At 54.3% G+C, this 24,456-nt stretch carries 23 protein-coding genes and 1 pseudogene; 17 read left to right on the top strand and 7 right to left on the bottom strand.

Translation table 11 applies throughout. The features are described 5' to 3' along the window. The first annotated feature begins 8 nt into the window (after positions 1-8). The 8 genes and pseudogenes from V1566_RS15240 to V1566_RS15205 all read left to right on the top strand — a co-directional run bounded on the left by V1566_RS15240 (position 9) and on the right by V1566_RS15205 (position 7,504). Positions 9-2,272, top strand: a pseudogene (locus tag V1566_RS15240) (NtaA/DmoA family FMN-dependent monooxygenase). 9 nt (positions 2,273-2,281) lie between these two features. Continuing rightward, positions 2,282-2,791, top strand: coding sequence for a GNAT family N-acetyltransferase (locus V1566_RS15235; RefSeq protein WP_395303870.1), 510 nt, complete (start codon positions 2,282-2,284; stop codon positions 2,789-2,791). A 9-nt stretch (positions 2,792-2,800) separates the two neighbouring features. Beyond that, the gene (locus V1566_RS15230) at positions 2,801-3,727 is read left to right on the top strand and encodes an amino acid ABC transporter permease (RefSeq protein WP_395303869.1); all 927 of its coding nucleotides are present in this window, start codon (positions 2,801-2,803) and stop codon (positions 3,725-3,727) included. Further along, on the top strand, positions 3,711-4,484 hold the full coding sequence (locus V1566_RS15225; RefSeq protein ID WP_023335851.1) for an amino acid ABC transporter ATP-binding protein: 774 nt from the start codon (positions 3,711-3,713) through the stop codon (positions 4,482-4,484). Before V1566_RS15230 ends, V1566_RS15225 begins: the two co-directional genes overlap by 17 nt. Positions 4,485-4,493: 9 nt before the next feature. Further along, a complete protein-coding gene (locus tag V1566_RS15220) occupies positions 4,494-5,381 on the top strand; it encodes a transporter substrate-binding domain-containing protein (RefSeq protein ID WP_395303868.1) in 888 nt (295 codons plus the stop codon). Between the two features lie 41 nt (positions 5,382-5,422). Then, positions 5,423-6,040 (top strand): glutathione S-transferase family protein, encoded by a 618-nt coding sequence (locus tag V1566_RS15215; protein ID WP_395303867.1) that lies wholly within the window; start codon positions 5,423-5,425, stop codon positions 6,038-6,040. A gap of 37 nt (positions 6,041-6,077) precedes the next feature. Continuing rightward, positions 6,078-6,308: a tautomerase PptA gene (pptA, locus tag V1566_RS15210; protein ID WP_023335848.1), complete on the top strand. Its 231-nt coding sequence runs from the start codon at positions 6,078-6,080 to the stop codon at positions 6,306-6,308. A gap of 194 nt (positions 6,309-6,502) precedes the next feature. Continuing rightward, positions 6,503-7,504: a Kdo(2)-lipid IV(A) acyltransferase gene (locus tag V1566_RS15205; protein ID WP_395303866.1), complete on the top strand. Its 1,002-nt coding sequence runs from the start codon at positions 6,503-6,505 to the stop codon at positions 7,502-7,504. A 45-nt stretch (positions 7,505-7,549) separates the two neighbouring features. Here V1566_RS15205 and V1566_RS15200 read toward each other — a convergent pair whose 3' ends face one another. After that, positions 7,550-9,235 (bottom strand): NAD-dependent malic enzyme, encoded by a 1,686-nt coding sequence (locus V1566_RS15200; protein ID WP_395303865.1) that lies wholly within the window; start codon positions 9,233-9,235, stop codon positions 7,550-7,552. A 32-nt stretch (positions 9,236-9,267) separates the two neighbouring features. Beyond that, complete coding sequence (locus tag V1566_RS15195) at positions 9,268-10,215, bottom strand: AEC family transporter (RefSeq protein WP_024909596.1); 948 nt, start codon at positions 10,213-10,215, stop codon at positions 9,268-9,270. A 405-nt stretch (positions 10,216-10,620) separates the two neighbouring features. Here V1566_RS15195 and V1566_RS15190 point away from each other — a divergent pair, with 405 nt between their 5' ends. Together V1566_RS15190 and V1566_RS15185 are read left to right on the top strand one after the other, a co-directional pair. Beyond that, positions 10,621-11,952 (top strand): 2-hydroxycarboxylate transporter family protein, encoded by a 1,332-nt coding sequence (locus V1566_RS15190; protein WP_395303864.1) that lies wholly within the window; start codon positions 10,621-10,623, stop codon positions 11,950-11,952. Positions 11,953-12,073: 121 nt separating this feature from the next. Continuing rightward, the gene (locus V1566_RS15185) at positions 12,074-12,709 is read left to right on the top strand and encodes a helix-turn-helix domain-containing protein (RefSeq protein ID WP_395303863.1); all 636 of its coding nucleotides are present in this window, start codon (positions 12,074-12,076) and stop codon (positions 12,707-12,709) included. A gap of 27 nt (positions 12,710-12,736) precedes the next feature. On the opposite strand, the gene V1566_RS15180 is transcribed toward V1566_RS15185, so the two are convergent. Beyond that, positions 12,737-14,215 (bottom strand): PLP-dependent aminotransferase family protein, encoded by a 1,479-nt coding sequence (locus V1566_RS15180; protein ID WP_395303862.1) that lies wholly within the window; start codon positions 14,213-14,215, stop codon positions 12,737-12,739. 164 nt (positions 14,216-14,379) lie between these two features. On the opposite strand from V1566_RS15180, the gene V1566_RS15175 reads away from it, so the two are divergent. Continuing rightward, complete coding sequence (locus V1566_RS15175; RefSeq protein WP_395303861.1) at positions 14,380-14,835, top strand: GNAT family N-acetyltransferase; 456 nt, start codon at positions 14,380-14,382, stop codon at positions 14,833-14,835. Positions 14,836-14,893: 58 nt separating this feature from the next. Here V1566_RS15175 and V1566_RS15170 read toward each other — a convergent pair whose 3' ends face one another. Beyond that, a complete protein-coding gene (locus V1566_RS15170) occupies positions 14,894-15,196 on the bottom strand; it encodes a helix-turn-helix transcriptional regulator (RefSeq protein ID WP_024909591.1) in 303 nt (100 codons plus the stop codon). 160 nt (positions 15,197-15,356) lie between these two features. Here V1566_RS15170 and fusA point away from each other — a divergent pair, with 160 nt between their 5' ends. Beyond that, positions 15,357-17,456: an elongation factor G gene (gene fusA, locus V1566_RS15165; RefSeq protein ID WP_395303860.1), complete on the top strand. Its 2,100-nt coding sequence runs from the start codon at positions 15,357-15,359 to the stop codon at positions 17,454-17,456. Positions 17,457-17,539: 83 nt separating this feature from the next. On the opposite strand, the gene V1566_RS15160 is transcribed toward fusA, so the two are convergent. Next, a complete protein-coding gene (locus V1566_RS15160; RefSeq protein WP_395303859.1) occupies positions 17,540-17,965 on the bottom strand; it encodes a DUF3828 domain-containing protein in 426 nt (141 codons plus the stop codon). Between V1566_RS15160 and V1566_RS15155 the strand changes: the two genes are divergently transcribed. Then, positions 17,956-18,216, top strand: coding sequence for a hypothetical protein (locus tag V1566_RS15155; RefSeq protein ID WP_395303858.1), 261 nt, complete (start codon positions 17,956-17,958; stop codon positions 18,214-18,216). The two genes, V1566_RS15160 and V1566_RS15155, sit on opposite strands and share 10 nt — an antisense overlap. Before the next feature lie 237 nt (positions 18,217-18,453). Here V1566_RS15155 and V1566_RS15150 read toward each other — a convergent pair whose 3' ends face one another. Next, the gene (locus tag V1566_RS15150; RefSeq protein ID WP_395303857.1) at positions 18,454-19,026 is read right to left on the bottom strand and encodes a flavin reductase family protein; all 573 of its coding nucleotides are present in this window, start codon (positions 19,024-19,026) and stop codon (positions 18,454-18,456) included. 108 nt (positions 19,027-19,134) lie between these two features. On the opposite strand from V1566_RS15150, the gene nhoA reads away from it, so the two are divergent. Next, positions 19,135-19,980, top strand: a complete 846-nt coding sequence (gene nhoA / locus V1566_RS15145) for an N-hydroxyarylamine O-acetyltransferase (RefSeq protein ID WP_248237735.1) — start codon at positions 19,135-19,137, stop codon at positions 19,978-19,980. A gap of 38 nt (positions 19,981-20,018) precedes the next feature. Here nhoA and V1566_RS15140 read toward each other — a convergent pair whose 3' ends face one another. After that, positions 20,019-20,948: a LysR family transcriptional regulator gene (locus V1566_RS15140; RefSeq protein ID WP_395303856.1), complete on the bottom strand. Its 930-nt coding sequence runs from the start codon at positions 20,946-20,948 to the stop codon at positions 20,019-20,021. A gap of 154 nt (positions 20,949-21,102) precedes the next feature. On the opposite strand from V1566_RS15140, the gene V1566_RS15135 reads away from it, so the two are divergent. From V1566_RS15135 to V1566_RS15125, 3 genes are all read left to right on the top strand, one after another. Then, a complete protein-coding gene (locus V1566_RS15135; protein ID WP_395303855.1) occupies positions 21,103-22,191 on the top strand; it encodes a 4-oxalomesaconate tautomerase in 1,089 nt (362 codons plus the stop codon). Positions 22,192-22,265: 74 nt separating this feature from the next. Next, positions 22,266-23,510, top strand: coding sequence for an MFS transporter (locus V1566_RS15130; RefSeq protein ID WP_395303854.1), 1,245 nt, complete (start codon positions 22,266-22,268; stop codon positions 23,508-23,510). A gap of 71 nt (positions 23,511-23,581) precedes the next feature. After that, complete coding sequence (locus V1566_RS15125) at positions 23,582-24,445, top strand: fumarylacetoacetate hydrolase family protein (protein WP_395303853.1); 864 nt, start codon at positions 23,582-23,584, stop codon at positions 24,443-24,445. Positions 24,446-24,456: the final 11 nt, after the last annotated feature.

The raw sequence follows: 24,456 nt of genomic DNA, 5'->3' as shown, positions 1-24,456 counted from the left end.
AGGTGAATATGTCTGCACATCGTCAACTGCGGCTGGGGACCATTTTGCATGGTGCATCCGGAAATATGTCCGCCTGGCGTCACCCTGAGGCCGTCGCCGATGCCAGTATCAATTTTGATTTCGTCAAAGCGACGGCGTTAAAGGCGGAGGAGGGCAAACTCGATTTTTTATTCGTTGCCGACGGTCTTTATATAAACGAGAAATCGATCCCGCATTTTTTAAACCGGTTTGAACCGCTGACGGTGTTATCCGCGCTCGCCAGCATCACCTCGCGCCTGGGGCTGGTGGGAACCTTATCGACCTCCTACAGCGAGCCCTTCACCACGGCGCGCCAGTTCGCCAGCCTCGACCACCTGAGCAACGGACGCGCGGGCTGGAACGTGGTGACATCGCCGCTGGAAGGGTCGGCGAAGAACTTTTCCCGTGAAAAACACCCCGAGCATGCGCTGCGCTATCGCATTGCGGATGAGTATCTCGACGTGGTGAAAGGGCTGTGGGATTCCTGGGAAGGTGATGCGTTCGTACGTAATAAAGAGAGCGGGCAATTCTTTGACGCGTCAAAGCTTCACACCCTGGATCATCACGGTGATTTTTTCCAGGTCGCCGGGCCGCTGAATATTGGTCGTACGCCACAGGGACGACCGATTGTCTTTCAGGCGGGCGCGTCGGACGACGGGAAAAAACTGGCGGCGAAACACGCCGACGCCATTTTTACCCATCACGAAACGCTCGATGAGGCAAAAGCCTTTTACCGCGACGTGAAGCAGCAGCTGGAAATTAACGGACGCCGCGCGTCAGATTTACATATTTTCCAGGGCGTCAGCGTGATTGTGGGAAAAGACGCCGACGACGTGGAAAACCAGTACCAGACCACGGCGGCGCTGGTGTCGATTAACGATGCCCTCAACTACCTCGGACGTTATTTTGAACATCACGACTTCAGCCAGTATCCGCTCGACGAGTCGTTCCCGGATATCGGCGACTTAGGCAAAAACAGCTTCCGCAGCACCACCGATGAAATTAAGCGCAATGCCCGCGAGCGCAGCTTAACCCTGCGTCAGGTGGCCCTTGAAGCCGCATCACCGCGCCCGCGCTTTTCCGGTACGCCGGAAGAGGTGGCAGACGGTCTGCAGTCCTGGTTTGAAGGCTATGCCGCAGACGGCTTCATCATCCAGGGCGGTACGCCGGACACCTTCACGCGCTTTGTTGACCAGGTGGTGCCTGTTTTACAGGCCCGCGGCCTGTTCCGTACCGACTACCCGGGCACCACGCTGCGCGAAAGCCTCGGCTTAGACCAACCTAAAAACCAGTTCACACAACAATAAAAGAGAACACCGCTATGCAGAAAACATCGCTTATTCTGGCGCTCGCGCTGGCCTTTACCCCTGCCGTCTGGGCAGAGAATGTGAATATTAACGGCACCGGCGTGAGCATCGAGGCCAATAAAACGCCGGTTAATACCGCTAAAAACATTGATGCGGTGGCACAGCTGCCGAAAGACTATCGCTTCGCCGTGCCGGGGAAATTTACCGTGGCGGTGGCGGGCCTCAATCAACCGCCGCTAACGGTGTTTTCCGATGACAACAAAACGCTGCTGGGAAGTGAGGTGGACGTCGCCCGCCTGGTCGCTGACAGCCTGGGGCTGGAGCTGAACGTGGTGCCGACCTCCTGGGAAGACTGGCCGCTGGGCGTGGCCTCCGGGAAATATGATGCCGCCATCAGCAACATCACCGTCACCAAAGAGCGTAAAGAGAAGTTTGACTTTGCCACCTACCGTAAAGATTCCCTCGGGTTCTACGTGAAATCAAGCAGCCCGATCAAGTCGCTTGAGAAGGCTGAGGACATCGCCGGGCTGCGGATTATCGTCGGCTCCGGCACTAACCAGGAGGCCATCCTGCTCGCATGGAATGCCGAAAACCTGAAGAAGGGGCTGAAGCCCTTTACCCCGATCTATACCAAAGACGATGCGGCACAAACGCTGGCGCTGCAGTCCGGACGTGCGGATGCGTACTTTGGTCCGAACGTGATTGGTGCCTGGAAGGCCGCGCTGAACGGGAAAACCAAACTGGTGGGTAGCGTCGACGGCGGCTGGCCGAAGGCGGCGCACATTGCGGTGACGCTGAAAAAAGGCAGTGGGCTGGTTGAGCCGGTGCAAACCGCGCTGAACGGCGTTATCAAAAACGGCGATTACGACAAAGTGCTGAACCGCTGGGGGGAAGGGGTTGAGCGCATTCCTCAGTCAGAAGTGAACCCGGCTGGCCTGGGCGATTAAGGAGGCGTAATGAGCGAACGATTTCGTGATGTTTCCCCGGAAGATGCCGAGCTTCAGCCCATCATTGAGGGGCTGTTCGGTGAATATGCCGCCCGCTATGGCGACTACTTCTCTAAGGACGCGGAAGTTGAACTCACCGAGTGGTATTTAGCGCCGCAGGGGCTGTTTATCGTGCTGGAGCGCGACGGGAAGATTATCGCCACCGGCGCGTACAAACCTTTCGACGAACGCACCGCGGAAATCAAACGCATCTGGACGGACAAAACCCTGCGTCAGCAGGGGCTTGCCGGACGCGTGGTGCAGGAGCTTGAGCGCAGGGCGGTGCTGGCAGGCTATAGCCAAATCTACCTGACAACCGGTTTTCGCCAGCCGGAAGCGGTCAGGCTCTACCTCAGCCAGGGCTATCAGCCGCAGTTCGATCTGCACCGGGATCCGGAAGAGTACAGCCAGCCGCCGTTTGACGGTCGGCTGCGCTTCACTAAAACGCTGGTACGCGAAGCGTTCAGTAAAACCGCATGAGGAACGACGATGAGCAACGTTGAAACCATTAAGGTGGTCCCGGCGCGTTATCCGCTGCGGACCGTCGGCGCCGCGGTGGCGCTGTTTGTCCTGGCGGTCGTGATTCAGTCCGTGGCCTTTAACCCGCGCTGGGAGTGGGCGGTGTTCGCCCGCTGGTTCTTTGACCCGGTGATCCTTGAAGGCGTAGGGCAGACCCTGCTGCTGACCCTGATCGGCACCGCGCTGAGCGTGGTGTTGGGCGGCATGCTGGCGCTGGCGAGACTGTCCTCGTCGTGGCTGCTGAGCAGCCTGGCATGGGGGTACATCTGGCTGTTTCGATCGCTGCCGCTGATTGTGGTACTGATCATCCTGTACAACTTTTCCTATCTCTACGACACGCTCTCTCTCGGCGTGCCGTTCACCGGCATCACCTGGGGCAGCTTTGAAACCATCAACGTGCTGGGGCAGTTTTCTACCGCCGTGGTGGGGCTAACCCTGGTGCAGAGCGCCTATACCGCCGAGATCATTCGCGGCGGATTCCTCGGGGTCGATCACGGGCAGTACGAGGCCGCCGCCGCGCTCGGCCTGCCGGCCTGGCGCCGCACGGTGCGCATCATTTTGCCTCAGGCGCTGCGCACCATCCTGCCGTCGGGCTTCAATGAAATCATCAGCCTCGCCAAGGGCACGGCGATGGTGTACGTCCTGGCGATGCCGGAGCTGTTCTATACCATCCAGATGATCTACAACCGCACGCAGGAGGTGATCCCGCTGCTGATGGTCGGTGCCGCCTGGTACCTGGCGATCACCACCGTCCTGTCCGCTATCCAGTATGGTGTTGAACGCGCGCTTGCCCGCAGCGAACGCCGCTCTGCGGTTAACCAGAACCGTGCCACCCGTCGTACCCGTTCTGTCACCACCACGCCAGCACAGGAGCCCGTCCATGCAAGCCTCTCCTGAAGGACATATTTCGATTACCGGCGTCAGCAAATTTTTTGGCCGCCATAAAGCGCTCGACAACGTTTCGCTTGAGATCCCGCCCGGCTCCGTGACGGTGATCCTCGGGCCGTCCGGCTCCGGTAAATCGACGCTGCTGCGCACCATTAATCACCTGGAGCGCGTCGACGAAGGCTTTATCCAGATTGACGGGGATTACATTGGCTATCGTCGTCAGGGCGATAAGCTCTATGAGCTAAAGGAGAAGGAGATCCTCAAACAGCGCGTCAACGTGGGCTACGTGTTCCAGAATTTCAATTTGTTTCCGCATCTCACGGTGCTGGAAAACCTGATTGAAGCGCCGATCGCGCACAAAAAGCTCAGCAAAAAAGAGGCGGTGGAAAGGGCGTACAGCCTGCTGGACGTGGTTGGGCTACGGGATAAAGCCGATGCCTGGTCACGTCATCTTTCCGGCGGGCAACAGCAGCGTATTGCCATTGCCCGCGCGCTGGCGCTGCGTCCCCGCGTGATGCTGTTTGATGAGCCTACCTCGGCGCTGGATCCGGAGCTGGTGGGGGAAGTGCTGGACGTGATCAAAAAGCTGGCCCGGTCCGGCACCACGCTGGTGGTGGTGACCCACGAGATCGGCTTTGCCCGGGAAGTGGCGGATCAGGTGGTGTTTATGGTCGACGGAAAAATCGTCGAGCAGGGAAGCAGTGACGAGGTATTAAACCGTCCGTCACATGCGCGAACGCGCCAGTTTCTCTCCAAAGTCTTATAAGGAGTACCAATGAAATATGGACTTCTGGCGGGGCTGATCTTTACGACGGTGAGCCACGCCAGCATTGATTTGAAAGCCAACGAGCAGCCGCTGCCGGTGACGGTGGATCGGCAGGCCGTGGCGAAGATCCCCGCCAATTACAAATTTGTGGAGCCGGGTACGCTAACGGTCGCCGTTTCGGCGTTGAATTCTCCGCCGCTGGCGCTGCTGGCCAGCGATAACCGCACGCGCATTGGCAGCGATCCGGATATCGCCCGTCTGCTGGCGAGTAGCCTGGGGCTAAAGCTGAAGCTGGTGCCGACGGCGTGGGAAGACTGGCCGCTGGGGATCGCCTCCGGGCGCTACGACGTGGCGCTGGTGAATATTGCGGTGACCGAACAGCGTAAAGAGAAGTTTGATTTTGCGACCTACCGCGTCGATTCGCTGGCGTTTTCGGTGAAATCCACCAGCGAGATCCGGTCAATCAAAAGCGCGGAAGATCTGGCAGGGAAAAAGGTGATTGTCGGCTCCGGTACGAATCAGGAGCGCATTCTGCTGGGCTGGAACGAAGAGAACCAAAAGGCGGGGCGGACGCCCGCGCTGCCGGTCTATCTCCACGACGATGCCTCGGGCAATCTCTATATTCAGTCCGGCAGGGCGGACGTGTTCTTTGGCCCTCAGTCGGTTTCAGCCTACAAAGCGGCGCTCACCGGCAAAACCCGCGTTGTCGGTTTAGGGCCGAAAAAAGCCTGTGTCGCGACCACCACCAAAAAAGGCAATGAGCTGGTGTACGCGCTGCAGGCCTCGCTGGACGGCGCGATTAAGCGCGGAGATTACCAGAAGGTGCTGGCGCGCTGGGGCGAGCAGGGGGAAGCGGTGGCACAGTCGGAGGTCAACCCGCCTGGGATAACCTACTGATGGTGCTCTACACTTAGGGTTTTCATCCCGCAGGGGGCAACATGATTAAACTCTATGGCGTACCTGGCTGGGGCTCAGCAATCAGTGAAGTAATGCTAACCCTGGCTGATATCCCTTATCAATTTATCAACGTGGACGGGTTTGACCAGCCCGGCCCGCAGCGTGAGCTGCTGCAAACGCTCAACCCGCTGTGTCAGGTACCCACGCTGGAGCTGGAAAATAGCACCATCATGACCGAAACGGCGGCGATTGCCCTGATGGTGCTCGACAGATGTCCCGATCTCGCCCCGCCCGTGGGGCAGGCCGAACGCCAGCAGTTTCAGCGTCTGCTGATCTGGTTTGTGGCCAACGTCTATCCCACGTTTACGTATGCGGACTATCCCGAGCGCTGGGTGCCGGACGTGCCGGAACAGCTGCAGAAAAACTGCATCGAATACCGGAAGTCCCTCTATTTGTGGTTCGAAACTCAGCTCAAGGCTGCCCCGTTTGCGTTGGGTGAACGGCTGACGCTGCTGGATGTGTATATCGCGGTGGCGCGAACCTGGGGGCCACGCCATGACTGGTTTGCGACCAATACGCCGAAACTGACGGTCATCGCAGATACCGTATGTCAGCTGCCGGAACTGCACAAGGTGTTAAAGGCCAACGGTATTATCTGATAACGTGGAGCCATGACTCACAACTGGAAGCCTGCATATGCCACACGTAGATATCAAATGTTTTCCCCGCGATTTGAACGACGAACAAAAAACCGCACTGGCCGAGGATATTGCTGAGGTCATTATTCGCCATTTCAACAGCAAAGACAGTTCCGTGTCCGTTGCGTTGAATCAGGTGAACCAGGAGGACTGGAAAGCACAGGTCTGGGATACCGAAATAGGACCGAAGCTGGACGAGTTAATTAAAAAGCCCGGCTATTCAATGTAAGCGCAATTGCCGGGGGGGATCGCTCCTTCCCGGTTTTTTCCCCGCCTCGTCTTCCCGCTTTTCGCAAAAATCGATAAAAATGCGTTTTGTCTTATCCGTTACACTTTACGTTTCTGACTGACAGCCCATCAATCCTTAGGAAAGATCTCCAACAGAATCAGTTAAGGACAGACACGTTAAAGGATAATTTTCTCATGACAAAATTACCCCGTTTTTCACTCACCTTTCTTCATCCCCGTTACTGGCTAAGCTGGGCCGGCATTGCCGCGCTGTGGCTTGTCATGCTGCTCCCTTATCCGCTGTTGTTCAGCATCGGTCATGGCCTTGGTCGACTGGCAATGCGCCTGCTTCCGCGCCGCGTCGAGATTGCCCGCCGCAACCTTGAGCTCTGTTTTCCGGAGATGAAAAAGGATGAACGCGAGTCTCTGCTGCAGCGTAATTTTGAATCGGTAGGAATGGGGGTAATCGAAACCGGGATGGCATGGTTCTGGCCTGCATGGCGGGTGCGGAAATGCTTTACGGTGACGGGTTATGAGCACATGGAAAAGGCGCGGGCAAAGGGCAATGGCGTGGTGCTCGTTGGCATGCATTTTCTCACCCTTGAGCTGGGCGCGCGGATATTTGGCATGCTTAACCCCGGTATTGGGGTGTATCGTCCCAACAATAATGCGCTGCTGGACTGGCTTCAGACGCGCGGACGCCTGCGCTCAAATAAAACCATGCTCGATCGTCATGATTTAAAGGGGATGATCCGCTCGCTGAAGCAGAATGAGATTTTGTGGTACGCCCCGGACCATGACTATGGCAAAACCAATAGCGTCTTTGTGCCGTTTTTTGCGGTTCCGGATGCCGCCACGACCGCCGGGAGCTATATGCTGGTCAAAAGCGCTAAGCCTGCTGTCATTCCCTTTGTGCCGCGCCGCAGGGCGGACGGCACCGGCTACGAACTGATTATTCTGGAGGATATCAGCGAGGCGCTGCAGGGGGGAGATAAAGAATCAGTTGCGACGCAAATGAACAGGGCGATTGAGCAGGCGGTACGAATGGCGCCAGAACAGTATATGTGGCTGCACCGGCGCTTCAAAACGCGTCCTGAAGGTCAGTCTGACCGGTATGCCCGCCGCAAGAGCGTGGCACCACGGGCTGATATCCTGTCCGCCGCCGATCTTTCCGACCGGTCGGGCGTCCAGCACTAAGGCCGCAATCCTGCCCTCACCGTGCAGTGAGGGCAGGCGCGAGGCTTACAGCGCAGACCTGCGGTACGGCGCATAGTCCGCCTGCCACCAGGTCTTCTCGATACGCGCCATCAACGTCTCATCATCTATCGCCGGAGCCATGCCCTGTTCAATCGCGGCTCGGGCGACGGCGACGGCAATCTGGCGTGAGACCGTTTCAATCTGATCTACCGGCGGCAGCAATCCGCCTTTTTCCGTGGTCACCAGCGGAGACTGCGCGGCCAGGCTGCGGCTTGCTGCCATCAGCATCTCTTCAGTCACCCGGCGCGCGTTACAGGCCAGGACGCCCAGCCCCAGGCCCGGGAAAATATAGGCGTTATTACACTGGGCGATCTCGTAGTGTTCATTCTCCCAGAATACCGGGGCGAACGGGCTGCCGGTGGCCACCAGCGCGGCACCCTGGGTCCAGGCGATAAGATCCTGCGGCTGGGCTTCCGCCCGCGAGGTCGGGTTCGAGAGCGGCATGATGATTGGGCGCGGACAGTGGCGATGCATCTCTTTTACAATCTCTTCGCTGAACAGCCCCGGCTGGCCTGAAACGCCGATCATCACCGTGGGATGCGCGTTCTTCACCACGTCCAGCAGGGAAATGTTCTTCGCGTCTACCTGCCAGCTGCAAACGGCGTCGCGCGCGGTAAGCAGGTTTTTCTGGAAATCGAGTAGGTTCGTCATGTCGTCGGTTAGCAGGCCGAAGCGATCGACCATAAAGATCCGGCTGCGCGCTTCGGACTCGGTCAGGCCGTCATCCACCATCAGCGCCACAATTTTTTCAGCTATCCCGCATCCGGCAGAACCGCTGCCCAGGAAGACCACGCGCTGGTCGCGAATGCGCGTGCCCGCCGCATGCGCCGCCGCCATCAGCGTACCGGCTGTGACGGCAGCCGTGCCCTGGATATCATCATTGAAGCAGCACAGCTGGTCGCGGTAGCGCTGGAGAAGTCGGGTGGCGTTTTTCTGCGCGAAGTCTTCAAATTGCAGGAGAACATTGGGCCAGCGCGCTTTAACGGTGCTGACAAACATATCCATAAACTCAGCATACTGCTCGTCGCTGATGCGCGGATGACGCCAGCCCATGTACATCGGGTCGTCGAGGTGCTGCTGATTATTGGTGCCGACATCCAGCATAATCGGCAGGGTGGAGGCCGGATGGATCCCGCCGCAGGCGGTATACAGCGACAGCTTCCCAATTGGGATGCCCATTCCGCCGATACCCTGATCGCCAAGCCCTAAAATACGTTCCCCGTCCGTCACCACAATCACGCGAACGTCGTTGCGCGAAAAACTTTGCAGCATCTCATCAATACGATGGCGGTTAGGCCATGAAATAAACAGGCCGCGCGCGCGTCGATAAATCGTGGAGAAATGCTCGCAGGCTTCACCGACCGTCGGGGTATAGATAATCGGTAACGTCTCTTTCAGATGCAAACGCAAGAGGTTATAAAAGAGCGTTTCATTGGTGTCCTGGATATTTCGCAGGTAAACATGACGTGAAATATCGCTTTTAAAATGGCAGAACTGCACCCAGGCGCGCTCGGTTTGTTCTTCAATGGTTTCAACGTTGTGCGGCAATAATCCATGCAGATTAAAATTGTCACGTTCTTCTTTAATAAATGCGAGTCCTTTATTGAGCAGCGGGTTTTCCAGCAATACGGCCCCGTTATAGGGGGTGTACAGAACTTCTTTCCTGGACATGATTAACTCCTGAATTTTTTAAATAAAACAGATTAAGAGATGAAATAGATCATAATGCCTTCGGTCACGACCCCGACGGCAGTGCCAATTAATATGGAAGAGGATGCGGTATCAATATAGGTATCGCTGCGTAAAGCAAACATCCCCGCGGCAATAGCGGAAGGCGTTGCGCCAATAATCACAACCTGCTGCAGTAAAGTATGGCTCAGGCCAAAGGCGATCCCTGCGGCGGCCATCATTGCCGGTTGAATCAGGTTTTTAATACTGATATTGGTAAATGTCTGCACATTCAGTTTTGGACGCTCACCGTAAAACAGCAGGCCGAGGGCAAACAGGGACAGTCCGCCGGAAACCTTTCCAACCATCTCAATAGGCATGCTGAGAATAGAAGGGATTTGCACACCGGCCAGACTGAGCAAGACGCCGGAGACCGGGATCCAGACGATAGGATTGCGTGCCGCTTTGATGAGGTTTTGCACGATCATCGCGCCCGGGTGTAGCGCCTCCAGGCCATCATGTCCGTTTTTATCACCCATACGAATCAGGACGATAGTCAGGGGGATCATGATAACGCTGGTAATAATATTGCCGATCAGCACACCGATAAATCCTTCCGGCCCAATCAATACCGCCAGGACCGGTGCGCCAAAGTAGGCCATATCAGGAAAGGCGCAAACCAGAGACTGAATGGCGCTGGTTTTGATATCGTGGCGAAAAACGTAGCGTGAAATAAATAGCGTCAGTAAATACGACCCCATTAAACCGACGACCAAAACGGCCATAAAGGTCAGGTTCTTAATTTTATTGGGATCGGTATGCAATGCACCAATAAAAAGATGAAAAGGAAGAGCGAAACGAATCACCACGGTTGCCATGACGTTTGCATCTTCACGCCGGGAATATCCCAGCTTTCCACTTAGCCATCCAAGTAACATTATAAAGACGAGCGGAAACAGTGACTGTAATAGTAATGAAGGCATAGTATTTCCTGTAGGGTATTTTATGTGTTTTATTGCAGCGCTAATCTAGCGCTTAGCTAGCAGGGCAGGAGTGACAAGGGTCACACTCTCTCTGGTTTTATTAATTTCAAAAAGATTGCATTAGTTGGATAAGTAATGCTTTCGTTAAAAATTGATAAGACGCAAGAAAGCGACATGAGTCGCCATAAATAACTTTAGTTACTTAACTCTGAATTAAGTTATTTAAAGACAAATAGCCGAATTGTTCACATTTCTCCCGGTACGCCCGTGATAATTTCACATTGAGCCTGTTTTTAGAAAAGGCCATCTACGTCATTATTTATATTTAAGAACATTTTTTCGTATCAGGAATAGTTTCAGTTATTCCTTTCTCTGTATATCCGAACACAATTTTCAGGTGATTATATGAAAGATAATCCTGTACCGACTTCTGAGCTGTCTACCTCGCGTTTTGCCTTTGGGCTCAACAATACCGAGGTGGGCACGGTCCCGTTGATGCTGTTCGTCGGGATTGCCACCATTGTGGCGACATCCGCCTGGGCAGGGCTGCTGCCGAAAAATATGATAGGTGGTCTTGCGGTCATCATGACCCTCGGTTTCGCGTTTGCCAAAGTGGGGCGTCAAATCCCGGTGCTGAAGGATATCGGCGGCCCGGCTATCCTGTGCCTGATGGTGCCCTCCGTGCTGGTCTATTTTGGCGTATTCGGGAAACATACCCTTGATACCGTGCATTTGCTGATGAAAGAGGCGAATCTGCTCTATTTCGTCATCGCCTGCCTGGTGGTCGGCAGCATTCTGGGGATGAACCGGGTGCTGCTGATCCAGGGGATGATGCGCATGTTTGTTCCGCTGGTGGCGGGAACATGCATGGCCGTGCTGAGCGGCCTCATTGTGGGCTCACTGTTTGGTTATACGCCTTACCACACCTTCTTCTTCATCATTGTGCCCATCATCGGCGGCGGGATTGGCGAGGGGATTTTGCCGCTGTCCCTGGCCTATTCGGCAATACTGGGGCAGACGCCGGACGTCTACGTTGCGCAGCTGGCACCCGCTGCGGTCGTCGGGAATATCTTCGCCATTATTTGTGCGGGCTCGCTGGCGCGTCTCGGCGCGAAACGTCCTGCGCTTTCGGGAAATGGCATGCTCACGCGGAGTAAAGACGACGCCAGCCTGTTTGCCGGGGCGCAAAGCACGCAGCAGACGGATTTTCATCTGATGGGGGGCGGATTGCTGATGGTGTGCGCGTTTTTCATCGTCGGCGGATTGTTCGAAAAACTGGTACACATTCCCGGCCCGGTACTGATGATCCTGATTGCCGTTCTGTGTAAATACTTCAGGGTGATCCCGGCCTCAATGGAGCAGGGCGCGCACAGTTGCTATAAATTCGTCTCGGCTGCACTGGTCTGGCCGCTGATGATCGGCCTCGGGATGTTATACGTGCCGCTTGAGAGCGTGGTGTCGGTCTTCTCGGTGGGATACGTGGTGGTATGCGGTTCGGTTGTGATTGCGATGGCGCTGAGCGGCTACTTTATCGCGTCGCGTCTGAATATGTATCCTGTGGAAGCGGCCATTGTGACCTGCTGCCACAGCGGGCTGGGCGGAACGGGAGACGTGGCCATTTTGTCCGCGTCTAACCGGATGTCGCTCATGCCGTTCGCGCAGATTGCCACCCGCATCGGCGGCGCGTCGACGGTGATTTTCGCCACCCTGCTGATGGGCTGGATTATGGCGCGCTGATCCAAAACGTCAGGATACTGAATCGCAACGACATTTTCAGGATGTCGCTGCGGTTCAGTCCTTTATAAATATCACCGTACTGTATAGAATTACCGCATCCACAGCGACGGGATACCACACGATGACCGGAAGAGTTGATTATCAGATTGAAAAATATCTCCTTACCGAAGCCGCCGAGCCGGAGCGTCTGACGCGCCAGTGGGCAGAGGTGATGGAGGAGTGTCGTGAGCAAAAGTCCGGTGCAGAGGAGCGGTTGCGCCTCGCGTTGCTTAATGTGGATTACGTCACCAGCTTCGAGCTGCCCTTCAGGCTGCTTCTTACCCGTACGCCCCAGCTGATAGATGTTGTCAGAAAAGAGCTGCAGCTCAGTCAGAAAAATGTTCTCTTTAACGGCAAGCGCTTTGGCTGCGTCTATAGCCTTAAAAGGGATCTCGACGGAATACCTGACGAGTTTACCTATCAGCTGAAAACGCGGATCCAGCGCAGTGACGCGACGGGATGTAATGAATTACCTTACAGGCAAATAGCCCAGCAGGTTAAAGCCCCCCGCGAACGACTTAAGCTGGCGCTGGAAAATGGGTTAGCGGTAACGGCACTCGACGGGCTTTTCTGGTTTGGCATTCAGCGCATCGCGGCGGATGTACAGAGGTTAAGGAAAATGGGCGTGAGGATTGTGACGTCTGAGACCGAGGTCTTCGATACGCTTACAAAGACCAGCCGGCGGATCCCTGTTTATAGCCTTGCTCGCCCGGAATGAGTATTCGCCGCTGACCGGTCGACGGCATCAAACATGACGGAAAATTGCGGCCAATTTTTTTACAGCGTCTTCTATTTCTCTCTCCGTGTAAGCGGCAAATCCCATTAAAAAACCGGTGGACGCGGGGGAGCCTGCATATAAATCGGTAAGCCCAAGTATATCAACACCCGCGCGGCGGGCGGCGGTGGCTATCTCTTTCTCGGATATTCCGTGCTTCAGGTGACAAGGCATTTGCATTCCCCCGGCTGGCGTTTCACAGGCAACATACTCGGAAAGATACGTTTCTATCATGCTTGCCAGCGTGTTGCGACGAGCAACGTAGATACTCCGCATCTTTCGAACATAGGCGCCAAAATGGCCTCCCTCCAGAAATTTAGCCAGCGTCAGCTGGGTTATTGAGGCGGTGTGGCCATCCATTAACGTCCTCGCCATGGTAAAGGGCTCTATCAATTCTGAGGGAACGATGGTGTAGGCAATACGCAGCCCGGGGAAAAGAGACTTGGTGAACGTGCCGATATAAATTGTCCGGTTGTACGTATCAAGCCCCTGAAGACTGGCCATAGGCTTACCTTCGTAGTGAAACTCACTGTCATAGTCATCCTCGATGATCCAGGCTCCGTAACGGTTTGCCCATTTAACAACTGCCAGTCGTCGGTCAAGAGAGAGCGTCACCCCGGTAGGGTACTGATGAGACGGCGTAAGGTAGATCGCCCTGGCTGGCTCGGTCAGAGAATTAAGACCGTCAACCGAGATGCCTTTTTCATCAAGAGGAACCGGAATACAGCGAAGTCCTGCAGCGTTGAACGCTTTGTGTGCCCCTTGGTAGGAGGGATCTTCAATGACAATGCCATCCCCGGCGTCCATCAGCACATGGGAACAGAGCGCGAGCGCCTGTTGAGAACTTGTCAGCACGATAACCTGTTCTGCCCTCGCACGCGTCCCGCGCTCAAGGTTGACATATTCCGCAATGGCCCGTCGCAGGCGCTCTATACCCTGTGGTGGGCTTTGCTCTAACGCCTGGTGCTGAAACTCCTTCATGACCTGTCTCTGAAGACGCTCCCAGATCGGAATGGGAAACATGCGGGTTTCAGGAATGCCGGGCGCAAGGGGGCGAGGGGCGGAAAACTCGCGGATCCCGCCGCTTTCATAAACGATCTTTCCCCGGACGCTGAGTTTTGCTTTTCGTATATCAGCGGTTGGCTGAGGCTGTCGGGGGCGGGGTTTTAAAAAACGCGCGCTGGAAGAGACAAAACTCCCTCTGCCTGTTTGTCTCTCAATAAAACCTTCGGCATGCAGGCTGGAGTAGGCCGCTTCTATGGTATCCCGGGAAACGCTGAGAGAAGCCGCCAGCGCGCGTGAAGCAGGAAGGGCCTTACCGTGAGACAATACCCCTTCCAGTATCAGCGTCCGTATTGCTCTCTGGATCCTTTCATGAAGCGGTAGCGATCCGTTAGCGGGGTCGATAATCCATGCCTTAACCGTTTCAAGCTGTGCGTGCTTAAACATTATGTTGTCCACTTTCCCTCTGCGTCTCTTAATTCTAAAGCAATATTGCACGCAGCAGGATGAAAAATTGGTCTGCCTTGATGGCGAGAATTGGCGGGGCAAAACGTGCCATTCAGCGAATACACTCTTCCTGAAACGAATAAACGGGTGAGAGAAGAGGCAATATGAATAATACGAGCGTGACAATTGAGGCAGTTAAAGAACGTGATTTTGAAAGCTGGATGCCACTGTGGGGAAAATATCAGGCGTTTTACAACGTCGATCTGTCCGGGACCATTACTGAACGAACCTGGCAACGATTTTTCAGCCCCGTTGAGCCGCTATTCTGCGTGGTGGCACGATGTAATGGAGACATAGTGGGTTTCGCGCATTATCTCTTTCACCGTTCGACCTGGGCTGAGAGCGATTACTGCTACCTCGAAGATTTATATGTCTGCGAAGCTGTCAGGGGCAAACATATTGGCAAACAGTTAATAGAATATGTTCAGAGAGAAGCCAGAAAACATCATGCCAGTCATCTTTACTGGCATACGCATGAAGCCAATTATCGTGGGCAACGATTGTACGACTGGATTGGCAAAAAAAGTGGGATGATTGAATATCGTATGCAGGTAAGGTAAATCCCTTTGCTGACGATATGCCCCTTACATCATTAAGGGGCATGAACCCGATATGCTCTTATGACTTAGCCTGTAAAAGTATCGCCATCAGCCCCGGAAAGCGGGCATCCAGATCCTCTCTGCGCAATGAAATCATGTTTTCTCGTCCCTGTGGACGCTGCCAGATCACGCCGCTGTCGCGCAGTACGCGCCAGTGATGGGTCATCGTCGATTTCACCACATCTTCCGGGCGCAGCGCGTTACAGCTGAGTTCGCTGCCATCGGCCAGCCGGCGAATTATCGACAGCCGGAGCGGGTTGCCGAGGGCAAACAGCACATTTTCCAGCAGTATTTGTTCAGTTTCAGGGTGGTTTGGGATCATCGTTTTCCTGCGTTTGGCGTCAGATTGAGCTATATCAACAATAGGTCAACCGTTAAAAAATAGTTCGATAATACTCGTACAATAGGACTATTATAGCAAACGAACGAATGCACGACCATCCTGGTCGTCACAGACAAGTCATAAGACTTAAGGAAATATCATGCCCCGACCCATCCCTCTCGAACGTTATCGCAACATCGGTATCTCCGCGCATATCGATGCCGGTAAAACCACTACCACTGAGCGCATCCTGTTTTATACCGGGATGAGCCACAAGTTGGGTGAAGTACACGATGGCGCGGCAACCACTGACTGGATGGCGCAGGAGCAAGAGCGCGGGATCACGATTACCTCCGCGGCGGTCAGCTGCTTCTGGCCGGGTATGGACAGAGGATATGAACCGCACCGGATCAACATCATCGACACCCCGGGGCACGTGGATTTCACCATTGAAGTGGAACGTTCCATGCGCGTACTCGACGGTGCCGTGATGGTGTATGACTCCGTGGGCGGCGTGCAGCCGCAGTCGGAAACCGTCTGGCGTCAGGCCAATAAATATCATGTTCCGCGACTGGCCTTCGTCAACAAAATGGACCGTCCGGGCGCTGATTTCTTCCGCGTCGTGCGGATGATGCAGGAACGCCTGAAGGCCAATCCGGTGCCGATTGTCATTCCGGTGGGTGCCGAAGATCATTTCACCGGCGTGGTGGATCTCATCAAGATGCGCACCATTCTGTGGGACGATGCGACGCAGGGCATGGTATTTACCTATGCGCCCGTGCCGGATGATTTAGTCAGTACCGCCCGGGAATGGCGGGAGAAAATGGTCTCTGCGGCGGCGGAAGCCAGCGACGATCTGATGGATAAATACCTGGAGACGGGCGAGCTCGACGAAACGGAAATCATCAGGGGGCTGCGTATTCGCACCATCTCGGGCGAAATCCAGCCAATGCTGTGCGGCAGCGCGTTCAAAAATAAAGGCGTACAGCGCATGCTCGATGCGGTGATTGAGCTCATGCCGTCGCCGCTGGACGTGCCGGCCATTGATGGCGTGGATGAAAAAGGCCAGCACGCGGAGCGTCATCCAAGCGATGATGAGCCGTTCTCCGCCCTGGCGTTCAAGCTGATGAGCGATCCGTACGTCGGTCAACTGACCTTTATCCGCGTGTACTCTGGCGTGCTGCGTAAAGGCGACGCGGTGTACAACCCGGTGAAAGGGAAGAAAGAGCGTATCGGGCGTATCGTGCTGATGCATGCCAACGATCGCCATGAGGTGGAGGAACTGCGCGCCGGGGATATCGCGGCCTGCGTTGGGCTGAAAGATGTCACGACTGGCGACACGCTTACCGATCCGAACGCAGTGATCACGCTTGAACGCATGGAGTTCCCGGACCCGGTTATCTCGCTGGCGATCGAGCCGAAAACCAAGGCCGATCAGGAGAAAATGGGGATCGCGCTGCAGCGTCTGGCGGCGGAAGATCCGTCTTTCCGCCTGCATACTGACGAAGAGTCAGGCCAGACCATTATCTCCGGGATGGGTGAGCTACACCTCGAGATTATCGTTGACCGCATGAAACGTGAGTTTGGCGTCGAGGCGAACATCGGTCGTCCGCAGGTGACCTACCGTGAAACCCTGCGTAAAACGGTGAAGGATATCGAAGGCAAATTTGTCCGTCAGTCCGGCGGTAAAGGGCAGTACGGCCATGTGGTGCTGAGCCTGGAGCCGCTGGAGCCTGGAAGTGGTTTTAAATTTGAAGATGCCACCAAGGGCGGCGTGGTACCGCGCGAGTATATCCCGTCCGTTGAGAAAGGGCTGCGGGAAGCGATGAACAGCGGCGTGCTGGCGGGCTATCCGGTAGTCGATGTCAAAGCGACGCTGACGTTTGGCTCGTATCACGACGTTGACTCCTCGGAGATGGCGTTCCGCATGGCTGCGATCCTCGGTTTCAAAGAGGGCGCCCGCAGGGCGGATCCGGTGATTCTCGAGCCGATCATGCACGTGGAGGTGGAAACACCGGAAGAGTACGCCGGTAACATTATGGGCGATCTCTCTTCCCGCCGCGGCATGGTGCAGGGGATGGCAGAGCAGTACGGAAGCCAGATTATTCGTGCTGACGTGCCGCTGTCAGAGATGTTTGGTTATGCCACGACATTGCGCTCGATGTCCCAGGGGCGCGCGACGTATACGATGGAGTTCCATCATTTTGCGGAAGCACCGCGAAATGTTGCGGATGAGATTATTTCACGGCGTGCGAAGTAGTTAATTAATCGCACACGGTAGCCGCTGGGCTACCGTGTGCTTTTTCCTCTGCGACAGAGGGCGTTTCCTTTCATATCACGTTCTTACTTTATCAGCGTGGCCGAGCGAACTTTCCATGCGCCTTTTTCCTGAACGAGACAATCTGCTACAACGTGATCTTGTGTCTTACCAAACGCGATATAGACGTTTGTGCAAACGGCATCAAAATCAGAATGTAAGACGGTTATCTGATTCCAGTCTTCATCCCAATCCTGCGATTTGATGAACATATCCGCATCTGGCATGTCTTTTTCGTTACTGTCGCCAGAGTACATTTCTTTAATTGCTGCAATGGTTCCTGAGGCTACGTACTCGTTCATGGTGTCTGGATTAAGTACTGGCGGTTTGTTCTGATCTAATTGCGCGATATACCATTGATTGAATTTAAGCGCCGCCTGGCCCGGTGAAGAGATGCTATCTGCGACCGCGAACGGAGACAGGGCGAAAAGAAAAAAACAGAGTGTTTTCATTAGTCATGCCTGAACAGTTCGTAATGGGGCTGTATGTTTCGGTAAGCCTGTCCGGGATACAGAGTGCGTTGTACAAAATCGCTTATCCACTGCTGACCATCGTAGATGCAAACGTGCCCGCTATCGTGACCCACAATATTTTGGATAACGGCTACGTCACCGGCATGAGGTTGATCGTATACCAGGCGGAATCCAGCGTTGACCAATGTACGCCCCATGTCTTTTGCCAGACGCGTATTGGGGATTTTTAATCTTCCACCCGTTCTGATCGCTTCGGTGACGTAGTGAGCACAATAACCCGTGCTCTTCGGTTGGGCGTGTGATTTGGCATACGAGATTGCGCCATCTTTATTCCATGTCATTGATATTTCCTTAACGCGAGAGGGCTAATGCAGCAACTCAGGAAATATCCTCCGTTTTACGACGCAATAGTAAACATAAAATGCCATAGAAATTCAATATAATTCAGTAGGATATGATTAAGTAAATCAATTCAGCGCCTTCACCATCTTCCCGCTCGCCACAAACATCCCGGCTCCAAGATGATGCAGGGTATTCAGCTTATCCTCGTCAAACTGCCAGCGTCCGCCGACAAACGCGCGTTCATCGGCTGCCGCTGAAACCACTTCCCCAAACAGCGTATCGTATTTTTCTGCCGCGGAGGTGACGGGTAATAAACGACACTCCATCCACGCCAGACATTTTTCTTCAATCACCGGCAGGCCAAGTTCAGGACCGTTCACGACCGGGATCCCGTAGCAGTTGAATTTGTCTTCATCGCGCCCGCTGACGCTACCGACCGCGTAGGTCCAGTTGGCCGCCGCCACGCCAGGGATGACGATGCCAAATTTCCCGCTGCGTTCAATCAGCTCACGTGACCAGGTACTTTTATCTACTACTATTGCGATACGCGGCGGCTCAAACTCAACGGGCATTGACCAAGCGGCGGCCATCACGTTGCGTCTGTCGAGGCTTTCATCACGACTGGTGATAAGCACAGTTGGGCCGTGGTTCAGCAGACGGCTGGCGTGACGTAATTCAACAGGGCGAAAATGGCTCATAGGATCTCCTCATCTACACCGATGAGTATGACGAAAAAGCACGGAAATCAAAGTGAGTGCGTAAAATTAGTTTATAAACAGAACATCACAATCAAAGGAAACTGATTCATGTCCCCATTCCTGACCGCCTATTTCGCCCGCATCGGCTGGACGCAACCGACACGGGTGGATATCGACACCCTGCGCGCGCTGCATTTACATCACAACTGTGCGATCCCTTTTGAGAATATTGATGTCGTTCTGCCGCGCGAAATCCAGCTTGACGATCGGTGCCTGGTCGACAAGCTGGTCACCGCACGTCGCGGAGGGTACTGCTTTGAGCAAAACGGCCTGTTCGAACGCGTATTGCGCGAGGTCGGGTTTACGGTGCGTAGCGTGCTGGGACGCGTGGTATTAGCGAGTCCGCCGCAAATGCCCCCGCGCACGCACCGCCTGCTATTGGTCGAGCTTAACGGTGAGCGCTGGATTGCCGATGTCGGCTTTGGCGGCCAGACGCTGACGGCGCCGATTCGTCTGCTCGCCAGTGAAGAACAAGAGACGCCGCACGGGCTGTATCGACTGCTGAGCGAGGGTAATGACTGGGTGCTGCAGTTCCGTCACCACGAGCACTGGCAGTCGATGTACCAATTTGACCTGACGACGCAGTATTTCAGTGATTACGTGATGGGGAATTTCTGGTCGGCGCACTGGCCGCAGTCGCATTTCCGTCATCATCTGTTGATGTGTCGCCATCTGCCTGACGGCGGCAAGCTGACGCTGACTAACTTTAACTTTACCCACTGGCAGAATGGCCACGTTGAAGAGCAGATCCATCTGCCAGATGCTGAGGCGCTTTATCAGCTGATGCAGGAACGCTTTGGACTGGGCGTTGACGATGCAAAGCACGGATTTTCACTGGCGGAGCTGACGGCGGTAATGGCGGGCTTTGATACACATCCTCAGGCCGGGAAATAATACGCAAAGGGGCACAGGCCCCTTTATCGTTACAGGGTTTATAGCTGAGTAAACTTGCCGATCCAGGGGCTGCTGTTTTCGCCTGACCACAGATGTAATATCAGCTCCCGGAATTTTTCCGCCGCCGGGCTCAGGGTCGTTTCGCGGCGCTGCACGAGGCCCAGCGTACGCCGTATCACGGGTTCAATCAGCGGACGGCTGACAAGGACATGATGTTCGTCGGTCGGCATCGCCAGGCTGGGAACGACAGACACGCCAAGACCCGCTTCCACCATCCCCAGCGACGTTGACAGATGGCGCACTTCATAAAACCAGTTCGGTTTCCAGTCCATTTTCTCGAACGCCTGATCGATAAGCGATCGGTTCCCGCTGGAGCGTCTTACCCCAATCAGCTTCATGCCCGCCAGATCGTCCCATGTCACCAGCGGTTTCTTTGCCAGATCGTTGTCCCGTCGGCATGCCAGAACAAAGGGTTCATTCACCAGCGGCGCAAAATCAATATTTGGATGTGTGACGTTTATCATATTTATGCCGAAATCTGCGTCGCCATTTAACACCGCTTCGAGACAATCGCTGGCACTGTGCTCAAGTATGCGGATACGGATGTTTGGGTAGTCATTGTTATAATCTCGTATCACTGAAGGCAGAAAATAGAACGCGGCGGTCGGGATACAGGAAACGGTAATAACCCCTGCCTGATGGGTCGCCATCTCTTTAATACTCAGGATCGCGCTTTCATAAAAATCGATTAAATTCTTTGCCTTAGGTAAAAATTCCCTTCCCACGGTTGTGAGCTTGACGCTGCGCGTGGACCGTTCAAACAGCGTGGTCCCCAGGCTCTCTTCGAGCTTCTGAATTCTGCGTGTTAAAGCCGGTTGTGAAATATGAAGAAATTGCGACGTTTTTGTAAAACATCCGATTTCTGCAATTTTTACAAACGCTTGTATTCCCTGTAATTCATGCTGCATATCCGCACCTGATTATTGCTTTCCTATAACCACGATAACGCAAGGGCTATTAATACGTAAAGCGTATTAATCCTGCTTTTTTTGACATTAGAGTTATCAACGGGAGTGTGAAAACCTTATTGCGTTCCTGATAAACGCGAAATGAGAAAAAGACATGTTAAAGATCCCTTGCGTATTAATGCGTGGCGGTACCTCAAAAGGCCCGGTCATTCTGGCCAGCGATCTGCCTGCAGAAACCGAAGCGCGTGACGCGGTTTTACTCAGCCTGATGGGCGCAGGCCACGAACTCGAAATTGACGGCATTGGCGGTGGAAGTCCGCAAACCAGTAAGGTGGCGATCGTCAGTGCTTCCGACAGCCCGGACGCGGATGTGGATTACTTATTCGCCCAGGTGATGGTGAACGAACGTCGCGTCGATACCACGCCAAACTGCGGCAATATGCTCTGTGCCGTCGGCCCCTTTGCCATTGAAAAAGGGCTGGTGGAGGCGCAAAGCCCGGTGACGACGGTGCGTATCCGCAATCTCAACACCGGAACTCTGGTCGACGCAGAAGTGCAAACGCCTGATTATCGCGTCGTGTATGAAGGCGATACCGAGATAGACGGTGTGCCGGGTACAGCGGCACCGATTGGCTTAACCTTTCTGAATTCAGCAGGGTCGAAAACCGGGAAACTGCTGCCAACGGACAGCGTGACAAACGTGTTCGACGGTATCGAAGTTACCTGTATTGATATGGCGATGCCGATGGTCCTGATTGACGCCTCGGCGTTGGGCAAAACAGGCGGGGAGTCACCGGCAGAATTAGACAGCGACAGGGCGTTTAAGGAAAGGCTGGAGAACCTGCGCCGTCAGGCTGGCGCGGCGATGGGCTTAGGGGACGTGTCCAACAAAGTGATCCCTAAACCGGTTCTTCTTAGCCGGGCGCGTAACGGCGGAACGCTTCAGGTGCGCTATTTCATGCCGCATACCTGCCATAAATCACTGGCGATTACCGGCTCGATTGGTATCTCAACCGCGACGCTTATTGAAGGCTCCGTCGCCGCTAAAATTGTTGCCGACCGTCCAAAGGAGCGCTTTACCAACATTATTGATATTGAACACCCCAGTGGAAAAATATCCGTATCGTTGCTGAGGGACGGAAATAATATCGAAAATACCCGGGCAGCAGTTATTCGCACGTCACGCAAATTATTTGAAGGCGTCGTTTGCGTGCCAGGAAAAATGCTCTCTGAAGTTGATTAAATAAAGTATTAACTAAAAATCTATCCATCTTACAAAAATACATCCTGTACCTTAACTATAATACTGAGGTTATTATGGCGTTAACGCATGCTAACAATACCCTGAAAGCTCCCGATCCGGTAAAAGTCAGCGCAAATATTCGCGTGATTCTGGCCCTGGCATTATCCGGACTTGCGGAACTAGCTTCGTTGTTTTTTATTCAACCACTGCTCCCGATGCTTGCTGTGGAATATAATGTCCCGGTCAGCCAGGTGAGTATTATCTTATCCGCAGAAACGGCACTGCTGGCAATTGGGCTGCTGTTTACCGGAACGTTATCCGATCGCTATGGCAGGAAGCGGTTAATTATCGTCTCCCTCCTGCTGGGCGGCATACTGACACTGCTCTGCCCGCTGGTGGAATCGTGGGCGATGCTGGTGGCGCTGCGGGCGGTGATTGGTCTGGCGCTGAGCGGCATCGCTGCGGCGGCAACCGCCTACATCAGTGAAGAGGTCGCCCCGGTGGCGGCAGGCATCGTAACGGGATATTTTGTCTTTGGTAACTCGATGGGTGGCATGTCCGGGCGTATTGTAGCCAGCCAGCTGATTGATCACGTTTCTATCAACGTCATCTTTTACGGGTTTGCGGTCAGTCTGATCGCGGTTGCCATTCTGGTGAAATTCCTGCTGCCAGAATCGAAGAACTTCACGCCTACGCAGAGTCTGAACGTGATGCGCATGGTGAAAGGGGCAGCATCGCATTTCAAAAACAAAAATCTGGCGCTGGCGTTTGTTATCAGCTTCATCATTTTCGGCGCATTTACCTCACTTTATAACTATCTGGCCTTCTTCCTGAAAGGCGAGCCGTTCCATATTTCACCGGCAAACGCGGGTCTGCTCTCCTTTAGCTTCGCCCTGAGTTTCTTTACGGCTCCGCAGGCAGGTCGCTTATCGGCGAAATATGGCGCAATGAAAGTCCTGCGCGTGCTGTTCCTGATGATGGCCTTAGGGATGCTGCTGACGCTGACGTCAAATGTGGTCACCTTTATCGTTGGCGCAGTGATTTTTACCGGCTGTTTCTTCGGCTGCCACTCTATCGGTTTAAGCTGGGTCAGTAAAAACGCAACGCATGCAAGAGGCCAGGCCGTCGCACTCTATTTATTCTTCTACTACATGGGCGGTTCGGTTATTGGTTTTATCAACGGTTTTGTCTTCCACTCAATGGGCTGGCAGGGAATGACCGGATTTATTCTGGCATTACTGGGCGTGGGCGTTGTGGTGGCAACGTATCTGGCATCCGGGAATAAACAGGTACTGGTTCCAGCGCAGTCAGCTGAATAAATAGCATGGCAATGTGTTCACGCCTCCGGGCGTGAACACAGAATGAGCACGTCTATCAAACGGGTATTATTATGAAATTAGCAAGCTATATTCATCAGGGCCGTAAAAGCTACGGAATTTATACACCGTCCGGCATTATCGATCTGGGTAATAAAATCGGCCATCACTATGCGACATTGAAAGACCTTCTGCAATGGGATGCGGTTGACGTCGCCAGGCAATATCACGATTGCCCTGTGGATATGAAGCCTGAAGACATTACCTTCCTGCCCGTGATTGAAGAGCCAGGAAAGATTTTCTGCGTTGGGATGAATTACGCTGAAAAAAGAAAAGAATTTGCCGAGACGAATAATGCCCCCACGCTGTTTATTCGCTTTCCTGATTCACAAACCGGACATGCGCGGCCGGTTTTAAAACCGGTTCTCTCCAGCGAGTTTGATTACGAAGGCGAGCTGGCCGTGATCATCGGTAAACCCGGCTCCCGAATTGACGTCAACAACGCGCTCAGCCACGTCGCGGGCTACAGCTGCTATATGGATGGTTCCGTCCGCGACTGGCAGCACGCCTGGTTTACCGCCGGTAAAAACTGGAAGCAAACCGGTGCCTTCGGCCCGTATATGACCACGGCGGATGAGATCCCCGATCCTCACGCGTTGACCATCCACACCTGGCTAAACGGCATGCTGGTCCAGAATGACTCCACCGGCAGCATGATCCACAAAGTGGCGGATCTTATTGCCTATATCAGCACGTTCACCTCCCTCAGCGCCGGGGACGTCATCATTACCGGCTCGCCCGGCGGCGTCGGGAAAAAACGTAATCCGCCTCTGTTTATGCGCGATGGCGATCGCGTCGAAGTCGAAATCGAAAACATTGGCCGCCTGATGAACACCATCGTGGAAGCGCAACCCCAGCAGCAAGAATTGACCGTCTAGACGCTCAGGAG

The organism is Enterobacter sp. ECC-019 (assembly GCF_043974075.1).
In the GTDB taxonomy this organism is placed as follows: Bacteria; Pseudomonadota; Gammaproteobacteria; order Enterobacterales; family Enterobacteriaceae; genus Enterobacter; species Enterobacter asburiae_D.
The sequence above is the reverse complement of the archived record's forward strand: the minus strand, read 5'-3'. Positions and strand labels throughout refer to the sequence as shown.

Excerpts from the sequence above, each read along its gene's own strand:
- V1566_RS15180 (WP_395303862.1), bottom strand. The coding sequence starts at position 14,215 with ATGTTTAAGCACGCACAGCTTGAAACGGTTAAGGCATGGATTATCGAC.
- V1566_RS15150 (WP_395303857.1), bottom strand. The coding sequence starts at position 19,026 with ATGAGCCATTTTCGCCCTGTTGAATTACGTCACGCCAGCCGTCTGCTG.
- V1566_RS15175 (WP_395303861.1), top strand. The coding sequence starts at position 14,380 with ATGAATAATACGAGCGTGACAATTGAGGCAGTTAAAGAACGTGATTTT.
- V1566_RS15170 (WP_024909591.1), bottom strand. The coding sequence starts at position 15,196 with ATGATCCCAAACCACCCTGAAACTGAACAAATACTGCTGGAAAATGTG.
- V1566_RS15160 (WP_395303859.1), bottom strand. The coding sequence starts at position 17,965 with ATGAAAACACTCTGTTTTTTTCTTTTCGCCCTGTCTCCGTTCGCGGTC.
- V1566_RS15200 (WP_395303865.1), bottom strand. The coding sequence starts at position 9,235 with ATGTCCAGGAAAGAAGTTCTGTACACCCCCTATAACGGGGCCGTATTG.
- V1566_RS15195 (WP_024909596.1), bottom strand. The coding sequence starts at position 10,215 with ATGCCTTCATTACTATTACAGTCACTGTTTCCGCTCGTCTTTATAATG.
- V1566_RS15140 (WP_395303856.1), bottom strand. The coding sequence starts at position 20,948 with ATGCAGCATGAATTACAGGGAATACAAGCGTTTGTAAAAATTGCAGAA.
- V1566_RS15185 (WP_395303863.1), top strand. The coding sequence starts at position 12,074 with ATGACCGGAAGAGTTGATTATCAGATTGAAAAATATCTCCTTACCGAA.
- V1566_RS15235 (WP_395303870.1), top strand. The coding sequence starts at position 2,282 with ATGAGCGAACGATTTCGTGATGTTTCCCCGGAAGATGCCGAGCTTCAG.
- pptA (WP_023335848.1), top strand. The coding sequence starts at position 6,078 with ATGCCACACGTAGATATCAAATGTTTTCCCCGCGATTTGAACGACGAA.
- V1566_RS15230 (WP_395303869.1), top strand. The coding sequence starts at position 2,801 with ATGAGCAACGTTGAAACCATTAAGGTGGTCCCGGCGCGTTATCCGCTG.
- V1566_RS15220 (WP_395303868.1), top strand. The coding sequence starts at position 4,494 with ATGAAATATGGACTTCTGGCGGGGCTGATCTTTACGACGGTGAGCCAC.
- fusA (WP_395303860.1), top strand. The coding sequence starts at position 15,357 with ATGCCCCGACCCATCCCTCTCGAACGTTATCGCAACATCGGTATCTCC.
- V1566_RS15135 (WP_395303855.1), top strand. The coding sequence starts at position 21,103 with ATGTTAAAGATCCCTTGCGTATTAATGCGTGGCGGTACCTCAAAAGGC.
- V1566_RS15205 (WP_395303866.1), top strand. The coding sequence starts at position 6,503 with ATGACAAAATTACCCCGTTTTTCACTCACCTTTCTTCATCCCCGTTAC.
- V1566_RS15125 (WP_395303853.1), top strand. The coding sequence starts at position 23,582 with ATGAAATTAGCAAGCTATATTCATCAGGGCCGTAAAAGCTACGGAATT.
- V1566_RS15190 (WP_395303864.1), top strand. The coding sequence starts at position 10,621 with ATGAAAGATAATCCTGTACCGACTTCTGAGCTGTCTACCTCGCGTTTT.
- nhoA (WP_248237735.1), top strand. The coding sequence starts at position 19,135 with ATGTCCCCATTCCTGACCGCCTATTTCGCCCGCATCGGCTGGACGCAA.
- V1566_RS15215 (WP_395303867.1), top strand. The coding sequence starts at position 5,423 with ATGATTAAACTCTATGGCGTACCTGGCTGGGGCTCAGCAATCAGTGAA.
- V1566_RS15130 (WP_395303854.1), top strand. The coding sequence starts at position 22,266 with ATGGCGTTAACGCATGCTAACAATACCCTGAAAGCTCCCGATCCGGTA.
- V1566_RS15225 (WP_023335851.1), top strand. The coding sequence starts at position 3,711 with ATGCAAGCCTCTCCTGAAGGACATATTTCGATTACCGGCGTCAGCAAA.